General features: G+C 58.5%; 24 protein-coding genes. 14 read left to right on the forward strand and 10 right to left on the reverse strand.

The genetic code is table 11. The features are described 5' to 3' along the window. Positions 1-46: 46 nt before the first annotated feature. The 3 genes from JQF37_RS08845 to JQF37_RS08855 form a co-directional block, all read right to left on the reverse strand. Complete coding sequence (locus JQF37_RS08845) at positions 47-340, reverse strand: co-chaperone GroES (RefSeq protein ID WP_007985847.1); 294 nt, start codon at positions 338-340, stop codon at positions 47-49. A 250-nt stretch (positions 341-590) separates the two neighbouring features. Continuing rightward, on the reverse strand, positions 591-1067 hold the full coding sequence (locus JQF37_RS08850) for an FxsA family protein (protein WP_047532659.1): 477 nt from the start codon (positions 1065-1067) through the stop codon (positions 591-593). Between the two features lie 66 nt (positions 1068-1133). After that, positions 1134-1865, reverse strand: a complete 732-nt coding sequence (locus JQF37_RS08855; RefSeq protein ID WP_130204482.1) for a HugZ family protein — start codon at positions 1863-1865, stop codon at positions 1134-1136. 164 nt (positions 1866-2029) lie between these two features. On the opposite strand from JQF37_RS08855, the gene JQF37_RS08860 reads away from it, so the two are divergent. Further along, positions 2030-2788: an SDR family oxidoreductase gene (locus JQF37_RS08860; protein ID WP_130204481.1), complete on the forward strand. Its 759-nt coding sequence runs from the start codon at positions 2030-2032 to the stop codon at positions 2786-2788. A 137-nt stretch (positions 2789-2925) separates the two neighbouring features. On the opposite strand, the gene apbC is transcribed toward JQF37_RS08860, so the two are convergent. Then, entirely contained in the window at positions 2926-4020 is a 1095-nt protein-coding gene (apbC, locus tag JQF37_RS08865) for an iron-sulfur cluster carrier protein ApbC (protein WP_130204480.1), read from the reverse strand. Positions 4021-4323: 303 nt separating this feature from the next. On the opposite strand from apbC, the gene metG reads away from it, so the two are divergent. The 8 genes from metG (at position 4324) to JQF37_RS08905 (ending at position 11404) form a co-directional block, all read left to right on the forward strand. Continuing rightward, positions 4324-6375: a methionine--tRNA ligase gene (gene metG, locus JQF37_RS08870; protein WP_130204478.1), complete on the forward strand. Its 2052-nt coding sequence runs from the start codon at positions 4324-4326 to the stop codon at positions 6373-6375. A 144-nt stretch (positions 6376-6519) separates the two neighbouring features. Next, entirely contained in the window at positions 6520-7089 is a 570-nt protein-coding gene (locus tag JQF37_RS08875; protein ID WP_130204477.1) for an Rnf-Nqr domain containing protein, read from the forward strand. Continuing rightward, the gene (gene rsxB, locus JQF37_RS08880; protein WP_130204476.1) at positions 7086-8294 is read left to right on the forward strand and encodes an electron transport complex subunit RsxB; all 1209 of its coding nucleotides are present in this window, start codon (positions 7086-7088) and stop codon (positions 8292-8294) included. Before JQF37_RS08875 ends, rsxB begins: the two co-directional genes overlap by 4 nt. After that, on the forward strand, positions 8281-9267 hold the full coding sequence (locus tag JQF37_RS08885) for an RnfABCDGE type electron transport complex subunit D (RefSeq protein ID WP_204149618.1): 987 nt from the start codon (positions 8281-8283) through the stop codon (positions 9265-9267). The genes rsxB and JQF37_RS08885 overlap by 14 nt, the downstream gene beginning before the upstream one ends. Beyond that, complete coding sequence (locus JQF37_RS08890; RefSeq protein ID WP_130204474.1) at positions 9264-9875, forward strand: RnfABCDGE type electron transport complex subunit G; 612 nt, start codon at positions 9264-9266, stop codon at positions 9873-9875. The genes JQF37_RS08885 and JQF37_RS08890 overlap by 4 nt, the downstream gene beginning before the upstream one ends. After that, complete coding sequence (locus JQF37_RS08895) at positions 9868-10449, forward strand: Rnf-Nqr domain containing protein (protein ID WP_130204473.1); 582 nt, start codon at positions 9868-9870, stop codon at positions 10447-10449. Before JQF37_RS08890 ends, JQF37_RS08895 begins: the two co-directional genes overlap by 8 nt. A 30-nt stretch (positions 10450-10479) precedes the next feature. Then, positions 10480-11118: an endonuclease III gene (gene nth / locus JQF37_RS08900; RefSeq protein WP_130204472.1), complete on the forward strand. Its 639-nt coding sequence runs from the start codon at positions 10480-10482 to the stop codon at positions 11116-11118. 106 nt (positions 11119-11224) lie between these two features. Then, positions 11225-11404 carry a hypothetical protein gene (locus tag JQF37_RS08905; RefSeq protein WP_047532681.1) on the forward strand — a complete coding sequence of 60 codons (180 nt, stop codon included), beginning with the start codon at positions 11225-11227 and terminating at the stop codon, positions 11402-11404. A gap of 76 nt (positions 11405-11480) precedes the next feature. On the opposite strand, the gene JQF37_RS08910 is transcribed toward JQF37_RS08905, so the two are convergent. Then, on the reverse strand, positions 11481-12107 hold the full coding sequence (locus tag JQF37_RS08910; protein WP_047532683.1) for a response regulator transcription factor: 627 nt from the start codon (positions 12105-12107) through the stop codon (positions 11481-11483). Between the two features lie 557 nt (positions 12108-12664). On the opposite strand from JQF37_RS08910, the gene JQF37_RS08915 reads away from it, so the two are divergent. Then, on the forward strand, positions 12665-13402 hold the full coding sequence (locus JQF37_RS08915) for a hypothetical protein (RefSeq protein ID WP_130204471.1): 738 nt from the start codon (positions 12665-12667) through the stop codon (positions 13400-13402). Between the two features lie 106 nt (positions 13403-13508). Here JQF37_RS08915 and JQF37_RS08920 read toward each other — a convergent pair whose 3' ends face one another. Beyond that, the gene (locus JQF37_RS08920; RefSeq protein WP_130204470.1) at positions 13509-14726 is read right to left on the reverse strand and encodes an argininosuccinate synthase; all 1218 of its coding nucleotides are present in this window, start codon (positions 14724-14726) and stop codon (positions 13509-13511) included. A gap of 129 nt (positions 14727-14855) precedes the next feature. After that, on the reverse strand, positions 14856-15761 hold the full coding sequence (locus tag JQF37_RS08925; RefSeq protein WP_130204469.1) for an OmpA family protein: 906 nt from the start codon (positions 15759-15761) through the stop codon (positions 14856-14858). A gap of 159 nt (positions 15762-15920) precedes the next feature. On the opposite strand from JQF37_RS08925, the gene pyrC reads away from it, so the two are divergent. Together pyrC and rnt are read left to right on the forward strand one after the other, a co-directional pair. Beyond that, positions 15921-16967 (forward strand): dihydroorotase, encoded by a 1047-nt coding sequence (gene pyrC, locus JQF37_RS08930; RefSeq protein WP_130204468.1) that lies wholly within the window; start codon positions 15921-15923, stop codon positions 16965-16967. Continuing rightward, positions 16964-17641 (forward strand): ribonuclease T, encoded by a 678-nt coding sequence (gene rnt, locus JQF37_RS08935; RefSeq protein WP_047532689.1) that lies wholly within the window; start codon positions 16964-16966, stop codon positions 17639-17641. The genes pyrC and rnt overlap by 4 nt, the downstream gene beginning before the upstream one ends. 185 nt (positions 17642-17826) lie before the next feature. On the opposite strand, the gene JQF37_RS08940 is transcribed toward rnt, so the two are convergent. Then, positions 17827-18429: a peroxiredoxin gene (locus JQF37_RS08940; protein ID WP_130204467.1), complete on the reverse strand. Its 603-nt coding sequence runs from the start codon at positions 18427-18429 to the stop codon at positions 17827-17829. A gap of 301 nt (positions 18430-18730) precedes the next feature. On the opposite strand from JQF37_RS08940, the gene JQF37_RS08945 reads away from it, so the two are divergent. Both JQF37_RS08945 and bfr read left to right on the forward strand, forming a co-directional pair. After that, entirely contained in the window at positions 18731-18949 is a 219-nt protein-coding gene (locus tag JQF37_RS08945; RefSeq protein ID WP_081997943.1) for a bacterioferritin-associated ferredoxin, read from the forward strand. Positions 18950-19147: 198 nt separating this feature from the next. After that, positions 19148-19624 carry a bacterioferritin gene (bfr, locus tag JQF37_RS08950; protein ID WP_130204466.1) on the forward strand — a complete coding sequence of 159 codons (477 nt, stop codon included), beginning with the start codon at positions 19148-19150 and terminating at the stop codon, positions 19622-19624. 187 nt (positions 19625-19811) lie between these two features. On the opposite strand, the gene grxD is transcribed toward bfr, so the two are convergent. Further along, positions 19812-20153 carry a Grx4 family monothiol glutaredoxin gene (gene grxD / locus JQF37_RS08955; protein ID WP_047532696.1) on the reverse strand — a complete coding sequence of 114 codons (342 nt, stop codon included), beginning with the start codon at positions 20151-20153 and terminating at the stop codon, positions 19812-19814. 97 nt (positions 20154-20250) lie between these two features. Next, positions 20251-22356, reverse strand: a complete 2106-nt coding sequence (locus JQF37_RS08960) for a molybdopterin oxidoreductase family protein (RefSeq protein WP_130204465.1) — start codon at positions 22354-22356, stop codon at positions 20251-20253. Between the last annotated feature and the right edge of the window lie 109 nt (positions 22357-22465).

Consider the following 22465-nt stretch of genomic DNA (forward strand, 5'->3'; position numbering starts at 1 on the left):
CGATATTCCTTAAATACTTTGTAGTAGCGGGAAAATGAGCGGGGAATCAGCCTTCGATAACAGCGAGGATCTCGTTCTCGCTCATTACCAGCAGGTCTTCGCCGTCGACTTTCACAGTGTTGCTGCCGGAGTAAGGACCGAACACAACCTTGTCGCCCACTTTCACGGACAGTGCACGCACTTCACCGTTTTCCAGTACGCGGCCGGTGCCTACAGCGAGGATTTCGCCGCTGTTGGCTTTTTCAGCAGCCGAACCTGGCAGGACGATACCGCCAGCGGTTTTCTTTTCTTCTTCGCTGCGACGGATGACGACGCGGTCATGCAGAGGACGAAGCTTCATTGTCGATCTCTCCTAATTGTGGTTTTCATCGGCCGGTGTAGTCCCGGCGGGTTTAACAAAGTCCGGCGGTGCCGGGTGCGGTTCGTCGAGCGAACCGCGGAAGTCTGTCTGGCATGTTCGCCAGAAACCTTGCGGTGACCGTTACATAAGGGCGCATAAGCTTATTACAAGAGCGGGGATCGAAAAAAAAATCATCTCGATGCGCCGCAAACGAACACGGCACCCGAAGGTGCCGTGTCGATAGGGGGCGTTACTTGGTATCGCGGTGTTCGAACTCGCCCTCGATCACATTGGGCTCCCGGCCCAGCGGTTCGCGAGGTGCAGGACCGCCGCGGGACTGTAGGTCATCGGCGAACGCACGTTGGCGGATCGCTTGCTCCTCGGCGCGCTGGCGCATTTGATTGGCGAGCAGACGACGGGAGACCGGCAGCAGCATGATCAGGCCCAGTACGTCGGTGACGAAGCCCGGCAGGATCAACAGGCCGCCCGCCAGGGCCAACATCAGGCCTTCGAGCATGGTCTGGGCGGGCAGTTCCCCACGATTCAGGCTTTCACGGGCACGCAATGCGGTTGCCAGACCGGCGATCCGCAGCACGAACACGCCGAGCATCGAGCCGAGAATGATCAGTAGCAGGGCCGGGAAAAAACCGATCGCCCCGGCCACCTTGACGAATACGAACAACTCCAACACCGGGAGCAGTACAAAGAGCAACAAAAAAGGGCGCATCAAATGGTTCCTCAACGCAAGAATGCCTTGCCAGTAATCCCTAGATGACGTCGCCGTTTCGTGAATTCAAGCGTCAGCCACTTCATTTTTCGGCCATTGTTCTGCATGAGCCAGGAAAACCAAGGCTTCGCGAACTTGTGTCGGAGTATTACATGGCGCTTGGAACGGCAACCAGTGAAGTCCCTGGCCAATGCGCAGGTGCATGCCCTCGCTATCGATACCGACCATCTGCGCCGGTGAGGTTTTCGGTAATCCCGCCAGATCGACGTAATGGGCGATGGCCTTGGCGTGATCGGCATTCATGTGTTCGACCATGCTCACTTCGGCCCTGCCGGCAAAAGGATTGGCCAGGGTCAGTTCGTTGACCCAGTGAATGGCGCCAAAACCGCCGATGTAACGATGGCGCACAGGCTTGAGCACCCAGAAATCGAAATCATGGGCCTGGTGATAGTTCTGCGATTCCGGGAAATAGCGATAGTAACGCTCGGCGGCTGCTTCGATATCTGCCTCGTCCTCGAGCTGATGCGCCTCGGCCAGGTAAGTCAGGCGCCCCACTGCTTGCACGTCTTCGGCCCCGCGTTCTCCGACAAAGAGCGAACATTTCGGATCTTTTTGCAGATTATGGGTGTGTTGGGCGATACGGCTGATCAGGATCAGCGGCCAGCCCTGGGCATCCAGGCAGTACGGAACCACGGAGCCGAACGGAAAACCGGGCATCGCTTTGGAATGCGTGGAGAGTACCCCGCGGTATTCCTTGAGCAGCAATTCTCGGGCATGCTTGGCAGCTTCAACGCTCAATTTATGACTCCTTATATAGAATCCGTCATAAAAACGGACGGGCGCCTGGCGAAAGTACCAGATCGCCAACAGGGCAGTTCTCATGTGCAGCCGGGCCACGCCAGGCGCCGATCGAGAGGCTCTCGCCAACGAAACCACTCTAGACCTGCTACCGGGGCATGCGAATGCAACTCACTGACAAAGTAATCATTATCACTGGCGGTTGCCAGGGTTTAGGCCGCTCCATGGCCGAGTATTTCGCCGACAAGGGCGCAAAACTGGCACTGGTGGACCTGAACCAGGACAAGCTCGACGACGCCGTAGCGGCCTGCAAGGCCAAGGGTGTCGAAGCCCGTTCCTACCTGTGCAACGTCGCCAACGAAGAGCAAGTGACCCACATGGTCGCCCAGGTCGCCGAAGACTTCGGCGCGATCCATGGCCTGATCAACAACGCCGGGATCCTGCGTGACGGCCTGCTGCTCAAGGTCAAGGACGGTGAAATGACCAAGATGAGCCTGGCCCAATGGCAGTCGGTCATCGACGTCAACCTGACCGGCGTGTTCCTGTGCACCCGTGAAGTCGCGGCGAAAATGGTCGAGCTGAAGAACGGCGGCGCGATCATCAATATCTCGTCGATTTCCCGCGCCGGCAACGTCGGTCAGACCAACTACTCCGCCGCCAAGGCCGGCGTTGCGGCTGCGACCGTGACCTGGGCCAAGGAACTGGCGCGCTACGGCATTCGTGTGGCCGGCATTGCACCGGGTTTCATCGAAACCGAAATGACCCTGGGCATGAAACCTGAAGCACTGGAGAAAATGACCTCCGGGATTCCGCTCAAGCGCATGGGCAAACCGGAAGAGATCGCCCATTCGGCGGCGTACATCTTCGAAAATGACTATTACACCGGCCGGATCCTGGAAATGGATGGCGGCTTGCGCATTTAACGCCACCGCAAAACAACGGTAGGAGCGAGCCTGCTCGCGATGAACTTGATGGCAACGCGTTTTTCCAGAAAATACGCGTCATCGTTTAGGTCCATCGCGAGCAGGCTCGCGCCTACAGGGGATAGCGTTTCAGAGCATCAATCGTCGCTGATGCTGATGTTCGGCATCGCCGGGGTCGCGGCTTCCTGCAACACGATCCTCGCGCCGACATGACGGGCGAGCTCCTGATAGACCAGCGCGATCGGGCTGTCCGGCTCGGCGATCACCGTTGGCTTTCCACCATCAGCCTGTTCGCGGATGGCCATTGCCAGCGGCAGCGAGGCCAGCAGCTCCACCCCGTACTGGTTGGCCAGCTTCACACCACCGCCCTCACCGAACAGATGCTCGGCATGTCCGCAGTTGGAGCAGATGTGCACAGCCATGTTTTCCACCACGCCGAGCACCGGAATGTTCACTTTGCGGAACATTTCCACGCCCTTGCGCGCGTCGAGCAAGGCCAGGTCTTGTGGCGTGGTGACGATCACCGCACCGGCCACAGGGACTTTCTGCGCCAGGGTCAGCTGGATGTCACCGGTGCCTGGCGGCATGTCGATGACCAGGTAATCCAGGTCGCCCCACGCGGTCTGTGTCACCAGTTGCAACAAGGCACCGGAGACCATCGGCCCGCGCCAGACCATCGGCGTGTTGTCATCGGTCAGGAACGCCATGGACATCACTTCGACGCCATGGGACTGGATCGGCACGAACCACTTCTGATCCTTGATCTGCGGCCGGGTGCCCTCAGCGATGCCGAACATGATGCCCTGGCTCGGGCCGTAAATGTCCGCATCCAGAATGCCCACCTTGGCCCCTTCGCGAGCCAGGGCCAATGCCAGGTTGGCGGCGGTGGTGGATTTGCCCACGCCGCCCTTGCCGGAGGCCACGGCCACCACGTTCTTGACGTTGGCCAGGCCCGGAATCTGAGCCTGAGCCTTGTGCGCGGCAATGACGCTGGTGATCTCGACACGCGCCGTCGTCACGCCGTCCAGGCCTTCGATAGCCATCTGCAACAGTTGCGCCCAGCCACTCTTGAACAGACCGGCGGCGTAGCCCAGCTCAAGCTGGACGTTGACGCGATCGCCCGCAATATCGACGCTGCGCACGCATCCGGCGCTGACCGGGTCCTGGTTCAGATAAGGGTCGGTGTACTGGCGAAGGACGGCTTCCACCGCTGCGCGATTGACGGCGCTCATGGGCAACTCCGATAACGAGACTGGAAAATCAGGCGGGTATCCTACGCCGGACACGGATTTGTGGCGAGGCTGGAAAGTTGCCTGTGGCGAGGAGGCTTGCCCCCGTTGGGGCGCGAGCGGCCCCCAATAAAACCCACGCAGTGTTCCAGACTTGACGCATTCGCCTTCTCGCAGCCGACGGGGGCAAGCCTCCTCGCCACATATAAGCGCATTTGCAACACAACTCCCCTGAGCCACGGGGTGAAAAATATGCGCCGGCGCTTTATAGTGGCCGACCTCCGTTTCATCAAGTAGCCGAGCCCCATGTCCGAGCCACGCAAGATTCTCGTCACCAGCGCCCTGCCCTATGCCAATGGTTCGATTCACCTTGGCCATATGCTGGAGTACATCCAGACCGATATGTGGGTGCGCTTCCAGAAGCACCGCGGCAACCAATGCATTTATGTCTGCGCCGACGACGCCCACGGTTCGGCGATCATGCTGCGCGCGGAAAAGGAAGGCATCACCCCGGAACAACTGATCGCCAACGTCCAGGCTGAACACAGCGCCGACTTTGCCGACTTCCTGGTCAACTTCGATAATTTCCACTCCACTCACGCCGAAGAAAACCGTGAGCTGTCGAGCCAGATCTATCTGAAGCTGCGTGACGCCGGGCACATCGCCACGCGCTCGATCACCCAGTATTTCGACCCGGAAAAGAAAATGTTCCTGGCCGACCGCTTCATCAAGGGCACCTGCCCGAAATGCGGCACCGAAGACCAGTACGGCGATAACTGCGAAAAATGCGGCGCGACCTACGCACCGACCGACCTGAAAGATCCGAAGTCGGCAATTTCCGGCGCCACTCCGGTGCTCAAGGATTCCCAGCACTTCTTCTTCAAGCTGCCGGACTTCCAGGAAATGCTGCAAACCTGGACCCGCAGCGGGACCCTTCAAGACGCCGTCGCCAACAAGATCGCCGAATGGCTGGACGCGGGCCTGCAACAGTGGGACATCTCCCGCGATGCGCCGTACTTCGGTTTTGAGATCCCCGACGAGCCGGGCAAATACTTCTACGTCTGGCTGGACGCGCCGATCGGCTACATGGCGAGTTTCAAGAACCTGTGCAGCCGTACGCCGGAGCTGGACTTCGACGCGTTCTGGGGCAAAGACTCCACCGCCGAGCTGTATCACTTCATCGGCAAGGACATCGTCAACTTCCACGCCCTGTTCTGGCCCGCGATGCTTGAAGGTGCGGGCTACCGCAAGCCGACCGGCATCAACGTGCACGGCTACCTGACCGTCAACGGCCAGAAAATGTCCAAGTCCCGCGGCACCTTCATCAAGGCCCGGACCTACCTGGATCACCTGTCGCCGGAATACCTGCGTTACTACTACGCGGCCAAACTGAGCCGTGGCGTCGATGACCTGGACCTGAACCTCGAAGACTTCGTGCAGAAGGTCAACTCCGACCTGGTGGGCAAAGTCGTCAACATCGCCAGCCGTTGCGCCGGTTTCATCCACAAAGGCAACGCCGGCGTGATGGTCGACACCAACGCCGCGCCGGAACTGACCGAAGCGTTCCTGGCCGCCGCGCCAGGCATCGCCGACGCCTATGAAGCCCGCGACTTCGCCCGCGCCATGCGCGAAATCATGGGCCTGGCCGACCGCGCCAACGCCTGGATCGCCGACAAGGCACCGTGGTCGCTGAACAAGCAGGAAGGCAAGCAGGACGAGGTGCAGGCTATCTGCGCCACCGGCGTCAACCTGTTCCGCCAACTGGTGATCTTCCTCAAACCGGTGCTGCCACTGCTGGCCGCCGATGCCGAGGCGTTCCTCAACGTGGCCCCGTTGACCTGGAACGACCATGCGACCTGGCTCGCCAACCATCAGCTGAACGAGTTCAAGCCGCTGATGACCCGGATCGACCCGGTCAAAGTGCAAGCCATGACCGATGCATCGAAAGAAGACCTGACGGTCAGCCAGACCGACACCGGCGCCGCCGCAACGACCGGCAACGGCGAGCTGGCCAAGGATCCGCTGTCACCGGAAATCGAGTTCGACACCTTTGCGGCGGTCGACCTGCGCGTCGCCCTGATCGTCAAGGCCGAACACGTGGAAGGGGCCGACAAGCTGTTGCGCCTGACCCTCGACATCGGTGACGAGCAACGCAACGTGTTCTCCGGCATCAAGAGCGCTTACCCGGATCCGTCCAAGCTCGATGGTCGGCTGACCATGATGATCGCCAACCTCAAGCCCCGCAAAATGAAGTTCGGCATCTCCGAAGGCATGGTGATGGCGGCCGGCCCTGGTGGTGAAGAGATCTACCTGCTCAGCCCTGACAGCGGCGCCAAGCCTGGTCAGCGGATCAAGTAAGGTTACTGCGGCAAACCGATCCCACAGTCGTGCCTGGCGCGACTGTGGGATTTTCATGTCTGGCCCACCCTCCGCCCTTGCCGGATAATGCCTAAGCTTTTTAGACCGCTCCCGTTAAAAAGCCCCGTTCTTGCCGGCACGATCATGACCGAAACGCTTCTTACGCTTATCAGTGCAGCCTTGATCAACAACCTCGTGTTGCACTGGCCGCTGGGTGTCGATCCGCTGCTGGGCAGCAAGCGCCAGCAGGTCCATGCACTGGGCCTCGCGACCACGTGCCTGATGTTGATTGTCGGCACCCTTGGCCATGCGCTTTACCACGGGTTGCTGGTGCCATTGGACATGGCTTCGCTGCGGCTGTTTGTGTTTCTGCCCTTGAGCGTGTTGTTGATTGCTCCGTTGCTGACGTTGCTGGGGCGGATATTCCCGACACTCTCCTTCGAGGGGCTCTGGTTGTTGCTGCTGGGCAATGCGGGCGTGCTTGGCGTAGCGCTGCTCAACGCCGAGGATGACCAAGGGTTCTTTCACGCCACCGCCCTGAGCCTGGGTGCCGGGCTGGGTTTCTGGCTGGTGCTGAGCCTGTTTCAAGACCTGCGCCAACGCACACTCGATAACGATATTCCCCTGCCCTTTCGCGGCCTGCCGATCGACCTGATCAGCGCCGGCCTGATCGCAGTGGCTTTTCTCGGATTCAGCGGACTGATCAAAACATGAGTCTGATTCAACGCATCGACGCCCTCTTGCCACAGACTCAATGCGGCAAGTGCGGCCATCCCGGATGCAAGCCCTACGCCGAAGGTATCGCCAGCGGCGAGCCCATCAACAAGTGCCCGCCGGGCGGCAGCGAAACCATCAACGCCCTGGCCGAACTGCTGCACGTACCGGTGCTGGAACTGGACATCAGCCGGGGGGCGGCTCCGGCGCAGATCGCCTATATCCGCGAGGCCGAATGCATTGGCTGCACCAAATGCATCCAGGCCTGCCCGGTAGACGCCATCGTCGGCGCGGCCAAACTGATGCACACGGTCATCATCGACGAGTGCACCGGTTGCGACCTCTGCGTGGCGCCCTGCCCGGTCGACTGCATTGAAATGCATCCGTTGCCGATCTCCACAGTGCTGCCGATTGTCGGCGGCCTGGCATTCAGCCTTGATGAGCAACGCGCCCGCACGGCCAAACGCAATCGGGCGCGACGCCGTTTCGAGCAACGCAACGCCCGCTTGCAACGTGAAGAAGAACTGAAGGCTGCCGAACGACAGGCCCGGGCGCAACGTGCCGCCCAACCCAGCGCAGCGACGCTCGACCCGGTGCAGGCCGCCCTTGAACGCGTCCGCGCGCAAAAGGCCGCCACTGCCGATGCGGCACTGAAGAAAGCCAAGATCGATCTGGCGATGAGTCGGGCGCAATTGAACAAATCGCTCAAGGCCTTCGGCCATCCGCCGACCTTCGAGCAGCAATCGCAGTTGGTCGTCCTGCAACAGCAGTTCGAAGCGGCCGAGCAGGCCTTGGCGCTGCTGGAAAGCACGGCTGCGCCCGCGCCCGCCATTGCGCCAGTAAAAGATGCCGATCTGAAACGGGCCAAGATCCAGTTGGCCATGCGCCGCGCCGAACTCAAGAAGGCTCAGACCCTTCAAGCGCCCGCTGAACAGATCGAAACCCTGGAACGCGCGCTCAGCGAGGCCGAGCAAGCCTTGCATGCCGCCGAAGCGCTCAGTGAACAACCCTTGCCAGACCTGGCGCGCGTGGAAAAGCGTCCGATCGACAGCCAGCTCCGGCAACTGAAGACCGAACTGGCCTATGCCCGCGCTGACGTCAGCAAACTCGAACGTCGCGCCGACACCCCCGCCGAACAGATGGAGAAGGCCCGCGCTCGCCTGCTGGAAGCCGAGCGTCAGGTGGATGCCCATGTCGCCCCTTGACGCGGTCGACGAGCGCCTTCAGCAGGCCATGCAGCGGGTACTCCTGGCTACGTTGCCGGGCATGCTCGCGTTGTTCTGGCTGTACGGCTGGGGGGTCTTGATCAACCTGGTTCTGGCGGCGGTGAGCGCTTTGGCCGCTGAAGCGGCGGTGTTGAAGTTGCGCAAGCGCTCACTCCAGCCGACCCTGAGCGACGGCAGTGCACTGGTCAGCGCGACATTGCTGGCCCTGGCCCTGCCACCTTACTGCCCTTGGTGGTTGACGGTCAGTGCCGCCGCGTCCGCCATGCTGTTCGGCAAGCACTTGTATGGGGGCGTGGGCAAAAATCCGTTCAATCCGGCGATGCTTGGCTTTGCCCTGGTGCTGGTGACGTTTCCGCAACAAATGACGCACTGGCCATCCTCCCACGGCATGGACCTGATGGGCGGACTCCAGCAAGTTTTCGGTTGGGGTCAGGTGCCGGATGCCTGGGTCCAGGCCACGGCGCTGGACGGCTTGAGGATCAACAAAAGCCTGACCATGGATGAACTGTTCGCCACTCATCCTGCATTTGGCCAATTCGGTGGTCGAGGTGTGGAATGGGTGAATCTGGCGTTTCTGGCGGGCGGCGCATTTCTGCTGCAACAACGCCTGTTCAGTTGGCACACGCCAGTCGGCATGCTCGCCAGCCTGTTCCTTATCAGCTTGTTGTGCTGGAACGGTTCGGGCTCCGACTCCCATGGTTCGCCGCTGTTTCATCTGCTCAGCGGCGCCAGCATGCTGGGGGCATTTTTCATCGTGACGGAACCGGTGTCCGGTGCGAAAAGCCCCGGCGCACGACTGCTGTTCGGCGCGGGTGTCGGACTATTGACCTATCTGATCCGCACCTGGGGTGGCTATCCCGACGGCGTGGCGTTCGCCGTCCTGTTAATGAACCTGTGTGTACCGGCGCTGGAGCGGTTTGTCGCGTCCAGGCAGGAACGGATTTCGCCATGAGCCGAGCATCGAGCGTTGCGATCCTTGTGGTAATGGCAGGTCTTGGCATTGGCTCGACCTACTTCGTGCAATACACCAGCGCCTCCCGCATTGCCGCCCAACAGCACCTGATCGACAGTCGTAACCTGCTTGACCTGCTGCCCCCCGACAGCTACGACAATCAGCCACTGGAACAGCCGCTCGCACTCGAAGTCACAGCCTTGACCAACAGCACGCTGCTGGGTGGTTACCTGGCAAGCAGGTCCGGCCAGCCCTATGCCGTGTTGCTGCGCAGCCAGACCCTGGGTTATGCGGGTGCCATCGACTTGCTGATCGCCGTCGATGCCAATGGCCGGTTGGTCGGGGTCAAAACCCTGAAGCAATCCGAAACCCCGGGGCTTGGCGCACGAATCGCCGATTGGCCGAATGTCTGGCTTCAGATGTTTTCCGGCAAGTCTCGGACCGATCCCGGCGACAATGGCTGGGCGCTGAAAAAGGATCAGGGGCAATTCGATCAGATCGCGGGGGCGACCATCACATCAAGAGCGGTGATCAACGCCACCCATGACGCTTTGCGCTACTGCGATGAGCACCGGCAAGCACTGTTCGGGAGTCCTTCCCATGAATAAATCATCCCTCGTGCAAAACTCGCTGATGCTTGCACCGTTGATCGGCGCTACCGGCTCGCTGATGACCGCTGCGGGCCTGACGCTGATGTTCATCGTGGTGACCTGCATTTTCGCTCTGTGCATGAATGCATTGCGGCCTCGACTGCTCCCGGCGACGCACTTGCTGGCAAGCGTGCTGCTCGCCGCCACATTGACCAGTTGCGCGGAACTCGGCGCCCAACTCTGGTCGCTGCAATGGCATCAGGACCTGGGCATTTATGCCGGGCTGGTTGCCTTGCAATGCGTGGTGTTGGACTGCACTGGATTTTTCCAGAGAACCTGGCCGGATCGCCTGCGTGTGTATGGCTCGTTCGGCGCATTGATGGTGGGCCTGGGGCTGCTCCGGGAACTCATTGGCCGCGGGACCTTCGGTAGCCACCTGTCATGGCTGACGAATGCCGCGCCGGCGCATCGGGAAGGCTGGATATTGGCCACCGACGGTGGCTTGCGCCTGACCACGCTGGCCCCAGGCGGATTCATTCTGCTGGGATTGCTGATTGCCCTCTGGCAGATCTGGCACCGCCCCACACCTTAAATTGAACGTCTTCGAGGAAACTCACTGCCCATGAATGCCGCAAAACGTCTGGAAATTTTCCGCAGGCTGCATGAAGACAACCCGGAACCGAAGACCGAACTGGCCTATTCCTCACCGTTTGAATTACTGATTGCTGTGATTCTCTCGGCGCAATCGACCGATGTCGGCGTCAACAAGGCCACGGCGAAACTGTTCCCGGTCGCCAATACGCCGGCGGCGATATATGCCCTGGGCGTCGAAGGACTGTCGGAATACATCAAGACCATCGGCCTGTACAACAGCAAAGCGAAGAACGTGATCGAAACCTGTCGCCTGCTGGTGGAGCGCCATGCTGGCGAAGTGCCGCAGACCCGAGAGGAACTGGAAGCGCTGCCCGGTGTTGGCCGCAAGACCGCCAATGTGGTGCTCAACACAGCATTCCGCCAACTGACCATGGCTGTGGACACCCATATCTTCCGAGTCAGCAACCGCACCGGCATTGCGCCGGGCAAGAATGTGGTCGAGGTCGAGAAAAAACTGATGAAATTCGTGCCCAAGCAATACCTGCTCGATTCCCATCACTGGCTGATCCTCCACGGGCGCTATGTTTGCCTGGCTCGCAAGCCCCGCTGCGGCAGTTGTCGCATCGAAGACTTGTGCGAATACAAGCACAAGACCTCCGACGATTGAGGCGCTATTGGAATTATTGATTTATCGATTGAAAAAATCTTTTTTACCCGCCGGGAGATTGTCGATATAAGGAGCCCCAAAGGCAGTCTTAGCCTGGAGTAACTAAATGAGCACTGGCAAAGAGCAATTGGACGTAGAAGACGACTTTACCCCCATTGAGGCCGATGACGCTGAACCTGTGGTTGAAGTGGCGAAAACCAACCTGAGCAAACGCCGTACCATCGACAATCTGCTGGAGGAGCGCCGACTGCAAAAGCAATTGGCCGATTACGACTTTGACCTATGACACCTAAAAGCCTCCCGAAACGGAGGCTTTTTACTTTGGCTGCCGTGCGGTAAATGCCGCTCATCGCTTGATGCAATCACACCAGCCCGTTGCGCTGGGCCAATTCAATCAGGTCCACCAGAGAGCGCGCATTGAGTTTCAACAGCAGGCGAGTCTTGTAAGTACTAACGGTTTTGTTGCTAAGGAACATCCCATCGGCAATCTCCTTGTTAGTCTTGCCCTTGGCCAACTGTTGCAAGACCATCATTTCCCGTCCTGACAGACGATCCACCATATCGGCTTCACTGGCATTACCCAAACTAGCGCGAACGGTATGCAAGGCCTGATTGGGAAAGTAGCTGTAACCGGACAAAACGGCCTTTATTGCACTGAGCAACTCAGTGAGGTCCTGTTGCTTGCAGACATACCCGGCAGCCCCCGACTGCATGCAACGCATGGAAAAATGTCCAGGCGCCTGGGACGTCAATATCAATACTTTCATTGGCATCGCAGTGGATGACAGTCGGGCAATGACTTCCAACCCATCCAGTTTCGGTATTCCAATATCCAGAATGACAATGTCCGGCATATGTTCACGCGCAAGTTGCAATGCATCCACGCCATTATCTGTTTCTGCAATGACTTCGTAGCCATGACGTTCCATCAGCATACGTACCGCAAGACGAATGACGGGGTGATCATCCACGATCAGCACTTTATTCATGGGCAGTCCAATTTCGCTGTTCGAATTTTTAGAGCCCGCACAATAGCCTAGTCGTTTCACCCATGGCATGCCGCCCCCCCCAGCCACCTACACCGAGAGACATTCCCTACAAATATCGCGGATTAGTCTTACAAAAAAACCGTCTCAGCAAGGCTGAGAAAACGAAACCCACGGGAAGACAATTCAATTCTCAACGGTTTTTCGTATCAATTTACAACAAAAAAGTTGAGCCAAAAATCGAAGCAACCGCAGTCTGGCTGATATAGCCCACTCAACAATGGCCAAAAAGTAACCGATATTTTCCGTACTTATATTCATACCAGAAATATCACACACCACGCATCCACTTACTCTTACAGCGAAAAAATCCTGACAAACAATCATTACAAAGACACACTTTAAAACCCACTTCCAGCCAAGCCAAATTAAATCAACACAACGTTCACACACATTAAAATAGATATACTCCCCATATAAATTCAAATCATTAACAACACCAAACTAAAATAGTTTCATTAACCCACCGAGAAAAGACAAATTAAATATGAGTGAAAGACATGACAAAACTCAAAAAAAGAATCACCAACCCCATGACCGTTATCGCGATATTCGCAACACTTTCTGAAACATCCGCAGCAATTTCCCTACCCTTTCTGGACAATAAGGAAAGAGAAATTTACATATGGTTCCTGATCAGCTTCCCCTTTTATTTACTGCTTCTATTCTTCGTCACACTCAACTTTAATTATCGGTCGCTGTATGCGCCTTCGGATTTTGACAAGGGAAAGCACTTCATAAAAGTGCTGGACAAGCCCAAGCATCCGGAAAACAGTCACACAACGACCTCAAGTGAACAGACTGAACGGCATAAGCCAGTGGATGCCTGGCGATCCGCTTCGCCCCCCTGCGCCGCCCAGGCCTCGCTCGTAGACCCAGGCCTGGAGGATCGGCTCTCGGTTGAATATCACATCCGAATGACCGCGCTGCTCAAGGAGTTGTGCATCATTGATGCACGCTGCCTGAGCAAAAAAATCGAGTTCAGCGCTTTATTGGAGAATATCGAAAGGCCACGGGACAGGCAGGCACACGTGATTTTGTTTCTCACCTGCGCAGAATCGGAGACCGTACTGAAAAACTGTGCAATCAAACATTCCAAGCTGACGCACAAGTGCCCTAGCACCACATTTTGCGCTGCTTACAATTTGAACTCACATGAGGTGACGGTCATTGACCATAGCGGCCAATCGATATCAGAGACGTGCGGGAAATATCAGAGGGAGACAGATAGCAGATAAAGAGGGTGACAAGAAAATCGCGATGTCGAAGGACCAGATAAACACTATTTCGGGCTTGTGGCCTCGTCGATGACGAGGCCACAAATCCCTTACCCGCTCAAAGGTCTCAGAAAAGCTTCCGGCCCTTGTTCGCAGCAATGCGCATGCGCAATGCGTTGAGCTTGATGAAACCTGCCGCGTCGGCCTGATTGTAGGCGCCGCCATCTTCCTCGAAGGTCGCGATGTTGGCATCGAACAACGACTCGTCGGACTTGCGACCGGTCACGATCACATTGCCCTTGTACAGCTTCAGGCGCACAACGCCATTCACGTGAGCCTGGGACGCGTCGATCATCTGTTGCAGCATCAGACGCTCTGGGCTCCACCAGTAGCCGGTGTAGATCAGGCTGGCGTACTTCGGCATCAACTCGTCCTTGAGGTGAGCCACTTCGCGGTCCAGGGTGATCGATTCGATCGCACGGTGGGCGCGCAGCATGATGGTGCCGCCAGGTGTCTCGTAGCAGCCACGGGACTTCATGCCCACGTAACGGTTCTCGACGATGTCCAGACGGCCGATGCCGTGTTCGCCACCGATACGGTTCAGCGTCGCCAGCACGGTAGCCGGGGTCATTTCGACGCCGTCCAGTGCGACGATGTCGCCGTTGCGGTAGGTCAATTCCAGATACTGCGGCTTGTCAGGCGCCTTCTCCGGGGAGACGGTCCAACGCCACATGTCTTCTTCGTGCTCGGTCCAGGTGTCTTCCAGCACGCCGCCTTCATAGGAGATGTGCAGCAGGTTGGCATCCATCGAGTACGGGGATTTCTTCTTGCCGTGACGCTCGATCGGGATGCCGTGCTTCTCGGCGTAGTCCATCAGCTTCTCGCGGGACAGCAGGTCCCACTCGCGCCAAGGGGCAATCACTTTCACACCTGGTTTCAAGGCATAGGCGCCCAGTTCGAAACGAACCTGGTCGTTGCCCTTGCCGGTGGCGCCGTGGGAAATGGCGTCAGCGCCGGTTTCGTTGGCGATTTCGATCAGGCGTTTGGCGATCAACGGACGAGCGATGGAAGTACCCAGCAGGTACTCGCCTTCGTAAACGGTGTTGGCGCGGAACATCGGGAAAACGAAATCGCGCACGAACTCTTCGCGCAAGTCGTCGATGTAGATCTCTTTCACGCCCATGGCCTGAGCCTTGGCGCGTGCCGGTTCGACCTCTTCGCCCTGACCCAGGTCAGCGGTGAAGGTCACCACTTCACAGTTATAAGTATCCTGCAGCCACTTGAGGATCACCGAAGTGTCCAGGCCGCCGGAATACGCCAGAACGACCTTGTTTACGTCCGCCATGCCATCACTCCACGGGGTTCTACGGAAAGCCGGGAAGTCTACCGCTCATGCAGGATAATTTACAGAGGCGCGACAGCTTATGACGACGAAGCGACAGATTATGTCGAGAGCGCGACGATGACCGGCGAGTCAGGAAGTCGCCGACGTGCTTGGCTTCGTGGCCTGCGGGGCCACCTGCTCCGGCGGAGCTCCGCGTTCCAGGCGAACGGCGACCCGACGGTTCTTGGCCCTGTTGGTATTGTTGGTGTTGGGTGCCAACGGGTAACGCTCACCGTGGAAGCGCATGGTGACCTGCGATTCCTGAATGCCATTGGCCTTGAAGAATTCCATGACCGCCAGGGCCCGGCGCCGCGACAGCTCACGGTTGGTCAGGCGGTTGCCGCTGTTGTCGGAGTGGCCGTCGAGTTCGATGTGATTGACCGTCGGATCGGCCTTCATGTATTCCAGCATCACCTGCAGCTTGGCTTTCGCCGCCGCATCCAGGTCGATACCGCCACCGGGGAAGCCGACTTCGGATTGTTTCACCTGCTCGAAGTTTTGCGGCAACAACTTGGCCACACACCCCTGATAGTCGGCAAACGCCTTGCTGAACTTGACCGGCAGCAACCGCACTTCCGACACGCGGCCATCCCCCGAAGAATGCCGGATCACAGGGCTGCGTCCGTCCATCAGGCCACTGATCAATCGCCCGGCCTGCGCCTGCGAACTGTTGAACAGCACATTGCCGCTGCCGATTCTCACCGAACCCAGGTTGATATCGCCCCGCCCCGGCTGCCAGGGCGCAGCCGCCGCCAGCAAGGTGGCCGACCCACCGCCCATCATGGCGTTGTAGGCATTCAGACGAAACGTCGCCTGCTCGCCAGCACGGCGCACGAATTGTCCCGAGCCGAAATCAGTGATCGGCTGGGTCAGTCTGCATTCGAACTTGTCACCTTCGACCGTCCACTCGATGCTCTCCAGTCGGGTCTGGAAAGTGAGCGCCATCGCAGGAAGGCTGGCAAACACACTGAGCAAGGCTAAATAACGCTGGCGCACGGGCGGCTCCACTGGCTTCTACAACAAAAAGACCGACACACATATGTTTACGGCATACCTGTTGGATATCGGAAGCTTCCCGTAAAACTTGATAGCGAGTGCCTGCAAGAGTCTTTTCCGGTAGCATTCCCCTCAGTTTGACCCGCCTGGAATCCCCTCATGTCCGACCGCCTGACCCTGCTGCGTCCCGACGACTGGCACATTCATCTTCGCGATGGTGCCGTGTTGACCAATACCGTTGCGGATGTCGCGCGCACCTTTGGTCGCGCCATCATCATGCCCAACCTGGTTCCGCCGGTCCGTAATGCGGCTGAGGCCGACGGCTATCGCCAGCGGATTCTCGCTGCTCGCCCGGCCGGCAGCCATTTCGAACCGCTGATGGTCCTGTACCTGACCGACCGCACCCAGCCTGAAGAAATTCGCGAGGCCAAGGCCTGCGGTTTCGTCCACGCCGCCAAGTTGTACCCGGCCGGCGCGACCACCAACTCGGACTCTGGCGTCACCAGCATCGACAAGATCTTTCCTGCACTGGAGGCCATGGCCGAAGTCGGAATGCCCTTGTTGATCCACGGCGAAGTCACCCGTGGCGATGTCGATGTGTTCGACCGCGAAAAGATCTTCATCGATGAGCACATGCGCCGTGTGGTCGAGCGTTTCCCGACCCTCAAAGTGGTGTTCGAACACATCACGACCACAGACGCCGTGCAGTTCGTCAAATCGGCTTCGGCCAACGTGGGCGCGACCATCACAGCGCATCACCTGCTATACAACCGCAACCACATGCTGGTGGGCGGGATTCGGCCGCACTTCTACTGCCTGCCGATCCTCAAGCGCAATACGCACCAGGAAGCCCTGCTCGACGCCGCCACCAGCGGCAGCGAGAAGTTCTTCCTCGGCACAGACTCGGCGCCCCACGCCCAGCATGCCAAAGAAGCCGCTTGTGGCTGCGCTGGCTGCTACACCGCCTATGCCGCGATCGAGATGTATGCCGAAGCCTTCGAACAGCGCAATGCGCTGGACAAGCTGGAAGCCTTCGCCAGCCTCAACGGCCCGCGGTTCTATGGCCTGCCGGCGAACACCGATCGCATCACCCTGGTCCGCGAAGAATGGACCGCCCCCACCAGCCTGCCGTTTGGCGAGCTGACCGTTATCCCGCTGCGCGCCGGTGAAAAACTGCGCTGGCGCCTGCTGGAGGAACACGCGTGAGTGAAGAGCATTTCGACGACGAACAGGAAGGTCATGGCGGCGGAGGCGGTCCCCGTCATCCAATGGCTGCCAGGTTCCGTGGTTACCTGCCCGTTGTCGTCGACGTAGAAACCGGTGGCTTCAACTCGGCCACCGACGCCCTTCTGGAAATTGCCGCGACCACCATCGCCATGGATGAAAAGGGGTTTGTGTACCCGGATCACACCTACTTCTTCCGTGTCGAGCCGTTCGAAGGCGCGAACATCGAAGCAGCCGCCCTGGAATTCACCGGGATCAAGCTTGATCACCCGTTGCGCATGGCCGTGAGTGAAGAAACCGCCCTGAACGACATCTTCCGTGGCGTACGCAAGGCCCTCAAGGCCAATGGCTGCAAACGGGCGATCCTGGTCGGGCACAACAGCAGCTTCGACTTGGGCTTCCTCAACGCTGCGGTCGCGCGCCTGGACATGAAGCGCAACCCGTTTCACCCGTTCTCCAGTTTCGATACCGCGACCCTGGCCGGCCTGGCTTATGGCCAAACCGTGCTGGCCAAGGCCTGTCAGGCAGCCGATATCGACTTCGACGGTCGCGAGGCTCACTCGGCTCGCTACGACACCGAGAAGACGGCCGAGCTGTTCTGCGGCATCGTCAACCGCTGGAAACAGATGGGCGGCTGGGAAGATTTCGACGATTGATTGCGGCCCCGGATACACCTGTAGGAGCGAGCTTGCTCGCGAGGGTGGACAACGATAACGCGGGCTGTCTGGTTCCCCGTGGCATTCTGGAATCCATCGCGAGCGAGCTCGCTCCTACAGGGTCTCTATCCCGCGCATAAAAAAACCGGCCTCAGAGGCCGGTTTTTTTGTACCTGGAACGTGCCTTACAGCGCAGCAGCGTGCTCGGTCAGGTAAGCCGCAACGCCTTCTGGCGAAGCGTTCATGCCTTTGTCGCCTTTTTTCCAGTTGGCAGGGCAAACTTCGCCGTGCTCTTCGTGGAATTGCAGAGCGTCGACCAGACGGATCAGCTCTTCCATGTTACGGCCCAGTGGCAGGTCGTTGACGATCTGCGAGCGAACAACGCCCTTGTCGTCGATCAGGAACACGCCACGGAAAGCAACGCCGTCAGCGGACTGAACGTCGTAGGCCTTCATGATTTCCTGCTTGATGTCGGCAGCCATGGTGTAACCCACCTGGCCAATACCGCCGTTGTTCACCGGGGTGTTGCGCCATGCGTTGTGGGTGAAGTGCGAGTCGATCGACACAGCGACCACTTCCACGTTGCGCGCCTTGAAGTCAGCCAGGCGGTTGTCCAGAGCGATCAGCTCGGATGGGCAAACGAAGGTGAAGTCCAGCGGGTAGAAGAACACCAGGCCGTATTTGCCTTTGATGGCCGAAGACAGGGTGAAGCTGTCAACGATTTCGCCATTGCCGAGTACGGCCGGTACGGTGAAGTCAGGGGCTTGTTTGCCTACGAGTACGCTCATTGGATATCTCCTGGTGTAGAAACGTAAAAACAGGGTTGGTGCCAGCCTGCCACCCTCAGGCGACAGCCCTGTGACACAAACCCGTTTCGGAAAGACCGGCCATCATACACTGCGTGTTTGACCTGTCCTCAACGGTTTTTCCCTCGATCCCTGAAAACGCCAGGCCGGATTTCGTTTCACCCGCCCTGGAAGCAACCGTTCGTCAGTGCCGGAAAAAGCGTTCGGAAAGCACTTTGACAATCATTCTCGTTAACATTAAGATCCACCGCATTCGAGCATAAACAAGCGACGGTCTTCACTTATGTATGTTTGCCTCTGCACTGGCGTCACCGACGGCCAAATCCGCGATGCGATCTATGAAGGATGCTGCAGCTACAAGGAAGTCCGCCAGGCAACCGGCGTTGCCGGTCAATGCGGCAAATGTGCCTGCCTCGCCAAGGAAGTGGTACGCGAGACCCTGACGAAACTGCAAACGGCCCAGGCAGCGATTCCTTTTCCAGCAGAATTTACAGCAGCATAAATACCGTATTTCAAAAAACCGGACGCATGTCCGGTTTTTTTATGCCAGCAAATCAATCGCTTATGTTCCAGACGCGGAACACAAACATTCTTATTCCTATTAATTTTCATATAAGTTTCAATAACTTAGGTTTGACACTATTAAGTGTGCGGCTCAAACTCCGACTTATTGATAGCTAATAAAGGGCAGGACCCCATCATGAAAGGCGACGTAACAGTCATCCAGCATCTCAACAAAATCCTTGGCAATGAGCTGGTCGCGATCAATCAGTACTTTCTGCATGCGCGCATGTATGAAGACTGGGGCCTGAACAAGCTCGGCAAACACGAGTACCACGAATCCATCGACGAGATGAAGCACGCGGACAAGCTGATCAAGCGCATCCTGTTCCTGGAGGGCCTGCCGAACGTTCAGGACCTGGGCAAGCTGCAGATCGGCGAACACACCAAGGAAATGCTTGAGTGCGACCTGCGCATCGAGCGCACCGGTCATGCCGACCTCAAGGTGGCCATTGCTCATTGCGAAACAGTGGGCGACTTCGGCAGCCGTGAACTGCTTGAAGATATCCTTGAGTCCGAAGAAGAACATATCGACTGGCTGGAAACCCAACTTGGCCTGATCGACAAGATTGGTATCGAGAACTACCTGCAATCGCAGATGGGCGACGACGAGTAAGTTCTCCGCCATTGATCTCGATGCAATAAAAAGCCCCGCTCTCATTTACAGAGGCGGGGCTTTTTTGTACTTGCTCTTGCAGGAGCTGAGCTTGCTTGCGATGGTCGTTAACGATAACGCGGGGAACCTGGTTCCCCACAGTGCTCTTTAGCCCATCGCGAGCGGGCTCGCTCCTACAGGAAGCGAATCAGGCTTCGGTCTTCTGGGCAGCAGCCTTGGCAGCAGCGTCCTTGATCAGCGCCTGCAGCGAACCATCAGCGGACATCTCGGTCATGATGTCGCTACCGCCAACCAGCTCACCCGCCACCCACAGTTGCGGGAAGGTCGGCCAGTTGGCGTATTTTGGCAGGTTGGCGCGGATTTCCGGGTTTTGCAGGATGTCCACGTACGCAAACTTTTCACCACACGCCATCACGGCCTGCGCGGCTTTCGCGGAGAAGCCACACTGCGGGGCATTCGGCGAGCCTTTCATGTAAAGCAGAATGGTGTTGTTGGCAATCTGCTCTTTAATCGTTTCGATGATATCCATGGAGCACCTCGGCTGAACTTTCCGACTCATGGGTCGGCACGGTGGCGCATTGTAACGGAAAGCCGAGCACCCTGCTCGGTCTCTCCGTCAGATACGATCAGGCCGCCGCCACGGTCACCGGAACACCGTTCAACGCCGCATTGCCCGACAACTCATCGAGTTGACACTCGTCCGTCAGGTCGTTGGCGCTGGAGCCTGGCTGGCCACTGGCAATGGTCATTTGCACACCGGGTCGCGCATGGCCCCAGCCGTGCGGAAGGCTGACCACACCTTTCATCATATCCAGGCTGCCGAGCACTTCAACTTCGATCGTGCCGACCCGGGAGCTGATCCGCACACGCTGCCCGTCACTCAAGCCGCGACTGGCCAGGTCATCCGGGTGCATCAACAACTGATGACGCGGCTTGCCTTTCACCAACCGGTGATAGTTGTGCATCCATGAGTTATTGCTGCGTACATGACGACGGCCGATCATCAATAACTCGTCAGCAGCCGGTGCCCGCAATGCGGCAAAGCGCGCCAGATCGGCAAGGATCGCGGCTGGAGCGGCCTGGATTCGCTGATTGGCGGTTTTCAGACGTGGCGCCAGATTGGGTTTCAGCGCCCCCAGATCGACCCCATGAGGATGATCGAACAGCGTTGCCAAAGACAGTTTGTGTTCCGAGGCATCGCCATACAGCCCCATGCGCAAGCCGCGATCGATCATTTGCGAAGGGGCGATGGTCGGTTTCAATTCCTTGCCGGTCTTTGCGGCGAAGGCCTTGGCCAACCCGACAAAAATCTCCCAGTCATGCAGCGCGCCTTCGGGCTTGGCCAGGATTGCGCGATTGAACCGACTGACGTTACGCACCGCAAACATATTGAACGTGGTGTCGTAGTGGTCGTTTTCCAGCGCCGAGGTGGATGGCAGGATCAGGTCGGCATAGCGCGTGGTTTCATTGATGTACAAATCGACGCTGACCATGAACTCCAGCCCGTCCAGCGCCTGTTCCAGTTGTCGGCCATTGGGCGTGGACAATACCGGATTGCCCGCCACGGTGATCAGCGCACGGACCTGCCCTTCTCCCTCGGTCAGCATCTCCTCGGCCAGCGCCGACACGGGCAACTCGCCAGCATATTCGGGGCGCCCCGAAACTCGGCTCTGCCACAGATTGAAGTGCCCACCCGATGTGGAGGCCACCAGGTCCACCGCCGGCTCGGTGCACATCGCGCCCCCGACGCGATCGAGGTTACCGGTGACCAGGTTGATCAATTGCACGACCCAGTGGCACAGCGTGCCGAACGCTTGGGTCGAGACGCCCATGCGGCCATAGCAAACCGCGCTTGGCGCTGCGGCGAAGTCCCGCGCCAACTGGCGGATCTGCTCGGCCGGCACCGCGCACAACGGGCTCATGGCCTCGGCGGTGAAACCTGCAACAGCCTCGCGCACCTCATCCAGGCCATCCACCGGCAAATGACTGTCGCGGGTCAGACCTTCGGTGAACAAAGTATTGAGCAAGCCGAACAGCAAGGCTGCATCGCCACCTGGGCGCACGAACAGATGCTGGTCGGCGATCGCTGCCGTTTCGCTGCGGCGCGGGTCGACCACCACCACTTTGCCGCCCCGGGCCTGGATCGCCTTCAAGCGCTTTTCCACATCCGGCACAGTCATGATACTGCCGTTGGAGGCCAGCGGATTACCACCGAGGATCAGCATGAAGTCGGTGTGATCGATGTCCGGGATCGGCAGCAGCAGACCGTGGCCATACATCAAATGACTGGTCAGGTGATGGGGCAATTGATCGACCGACGTCGCGGAAAACCGGTTGCGGGTTTTCAACAGACCGAGGAAGTAATTGCTGTGGGTCATCAGTCCATAGTTGTGCACGCTGGGGTTGCCTTGATAGACCGCCACCGCGTTTTGCCCATGACGCTCCTGAATCGCCGCCAGGCGTTCGGCCACAAGGTTGAAGGCGTCCTGCCACTCGATGGGCTGCCATTCGCTGCCCACGCGTAACATGGGTTGATGCAGACGGTCCGGGTCGTTCTGAATGTCCTGCAGGGCGACAGCCTTGGGGCAGATATGCCCACGGCTGAACGTATCCAGCGGATCGCCCTTGATCGAAGTGATCTGCACACGGCCTTCGAGCTCGGTGGTTTCGATGGTCAGGCCACAGATGGCTTCACACAGGTGGCACGCACGGTGATGGAGAGTCTTGGTCATGGCCAGTCTCTGTCTTGTTCTGGGCGGGCAATGTCGGCCGCGGGAACAAAACTATGGCGCCTGCCCCGCCAGCGCGCCAGCGACGTTCGTCTTGTGAATTGGTGGCCAT

This window comes from Pseudomonas sp. MIL9, from assembly GCF_016887925.1.
Lineage (GTDB): Bacteria > Pseudomonadota > Gammaproteobacteria > Pseudomonadales > Pseudomonadaceae > Aquipseudomonas > Aquipseudomonas mohnii.

Bases quoted from the DNA above. Each gene is read 5' to 3' on its own strand.
- JQF37_RS08845 (WP_007985847.1), bottom strand. From the start codon at position 340: ATGAAGCTTCGTCCTCTGCATGACCGCGTCGTCATCCGTCGCAGCGAA.
- JQF37_RS08850 (WP_047532659.1), bottom strand. From the start codon at position 1,067: ATGCGCCCTTTTTTGTTGCTCTTTGTACTGCTCCCGGTGTTGGAGTTG.
- JQF37_RS08860 (WP_130204481.1), top strand. From the start codon at position 2,030: ATGCAACTCACTGACAAAGTAATCATTATCACTGGCGGTTGCCAGGGT.
- apbC (WP_130204480.1), bottom strand. From the start codon at position 4,020: ATGAGCGCCGTCAATCGCGCAGCGGTGGAAGCCGTCCTTCGCCAGTAC.
- metG (WP_130204478.1), top strand. From the start codon at position 4,324: ATGTCCGAGCCACGCAAGATTCTCGTCACCAGCGCCCTGCCCTATGCC.
- JQF37_RS08875 (WP_130204477.1), top strand. From the start codon at position 6,520: ATGACCGAAACGCTTCTTACGCTTATCAGTGCAGCCTTGATCAACAAC.
- rsxB (WP_130204476.1), top strand. From the start codon at position 7,086: ATGAGTCTGATTCAACGCATCGACGCCCTCTTGCCACAGACTCAATGC.
- JQF37_RS08885 (WP_204149618.1), top strand. From the start codon at position 8,281: ATGTCGCCCCTTGACGCGGTCGACGAGCGCCTTCAGCAGGCCATGCAG.
- JQF37_RS08890 (WP_130204474.1), top strand. From the start codon at position 9,264: ATGAGCCGAGCATCGAGCGTTGCGATCCTTGTGGTAATGGCAGGTCTT.
- JQF37_RS08895 (WP_130204473.1), top strand. From the start codon at position 9,868: ATGAATAAATCATCCCTCGTGCAAAACTCGCTGATGCTTGCACCGTTG.
- nth (WP_130204472.1), top strand. From the start codon at position 10,480: ATGAATGCCGCAAAACGTCTGGAAATTTTCCGCAGGCTGCATGAAGAC.
- JQF37_RS08905 (WP_047532681.1), top strand. From the start codon at position 11,225: ATGAGCACTGGCAAAGAGCAATTGGACGTAGAAGACGACTTTACCCCC.
- JQF37_RS08910 (WP_047532683.1), bottom strand. From the start codon at position 12,107: ATGAATAAAGTGCTGATCGTGGATGATCACCCCGTCATTCGTCTTGCG.
- JQF37_RS08915 (WP_130204471.1), top strand. From the start codon at position 12,665: ATGACAAAACTCAAAAAAAGAATCACCAACCCCATGACCGTTATCGCG.
- JQF37_RS08920 (WP_130204470.1), bottom strand. From the start codon at position 14,726: ATGGCGGACGTAAACAAGGTCGTTCTGGCGTATTCCGGCGGCCTGGAC.
- pyrC (WP_130204468.1), top strand. From the start codon at position 15,921: ATGTCCGACCGCCTGACCCTGCTGCGTCCCGACGACTGGCACATTCAT.
- JQF37_RS08940 (WP_130204467.1), bottom strand. From the start codon at position 18,429: ATGAGCGTACTCGTAGGCAAACAAGCCCCTGACTTCACCGTACCGGCC.
- JQF37_RS08945 (WP_081997943.1), top strand. From the start codon at position 18,731: ATGTATGTTTGCCTCTGCACTGGCGTCACCGACGGCCAAATCCGCGAT.
- bfr (WP_130204466.1), top strand. From the start codon at position 19,148: ATGAAAGGCGACGTAACAGTCATCCAGCATCTCAACAAAATCCTTGGC.
- grxD (WP_047532696.1), bottom strand. From the start codon at position 20,153: ATGGATATCATCGAAACGATTAAAGAGCAGATTGCCAACAACACCATT.
- JQF37_RS08960 (WP_130204465.1), bottom strand. From the start codon at position 22,356: ATGACCAAGACTCTCCATCACCGTGCGTGCCACCTGTGTGAAGCCATC.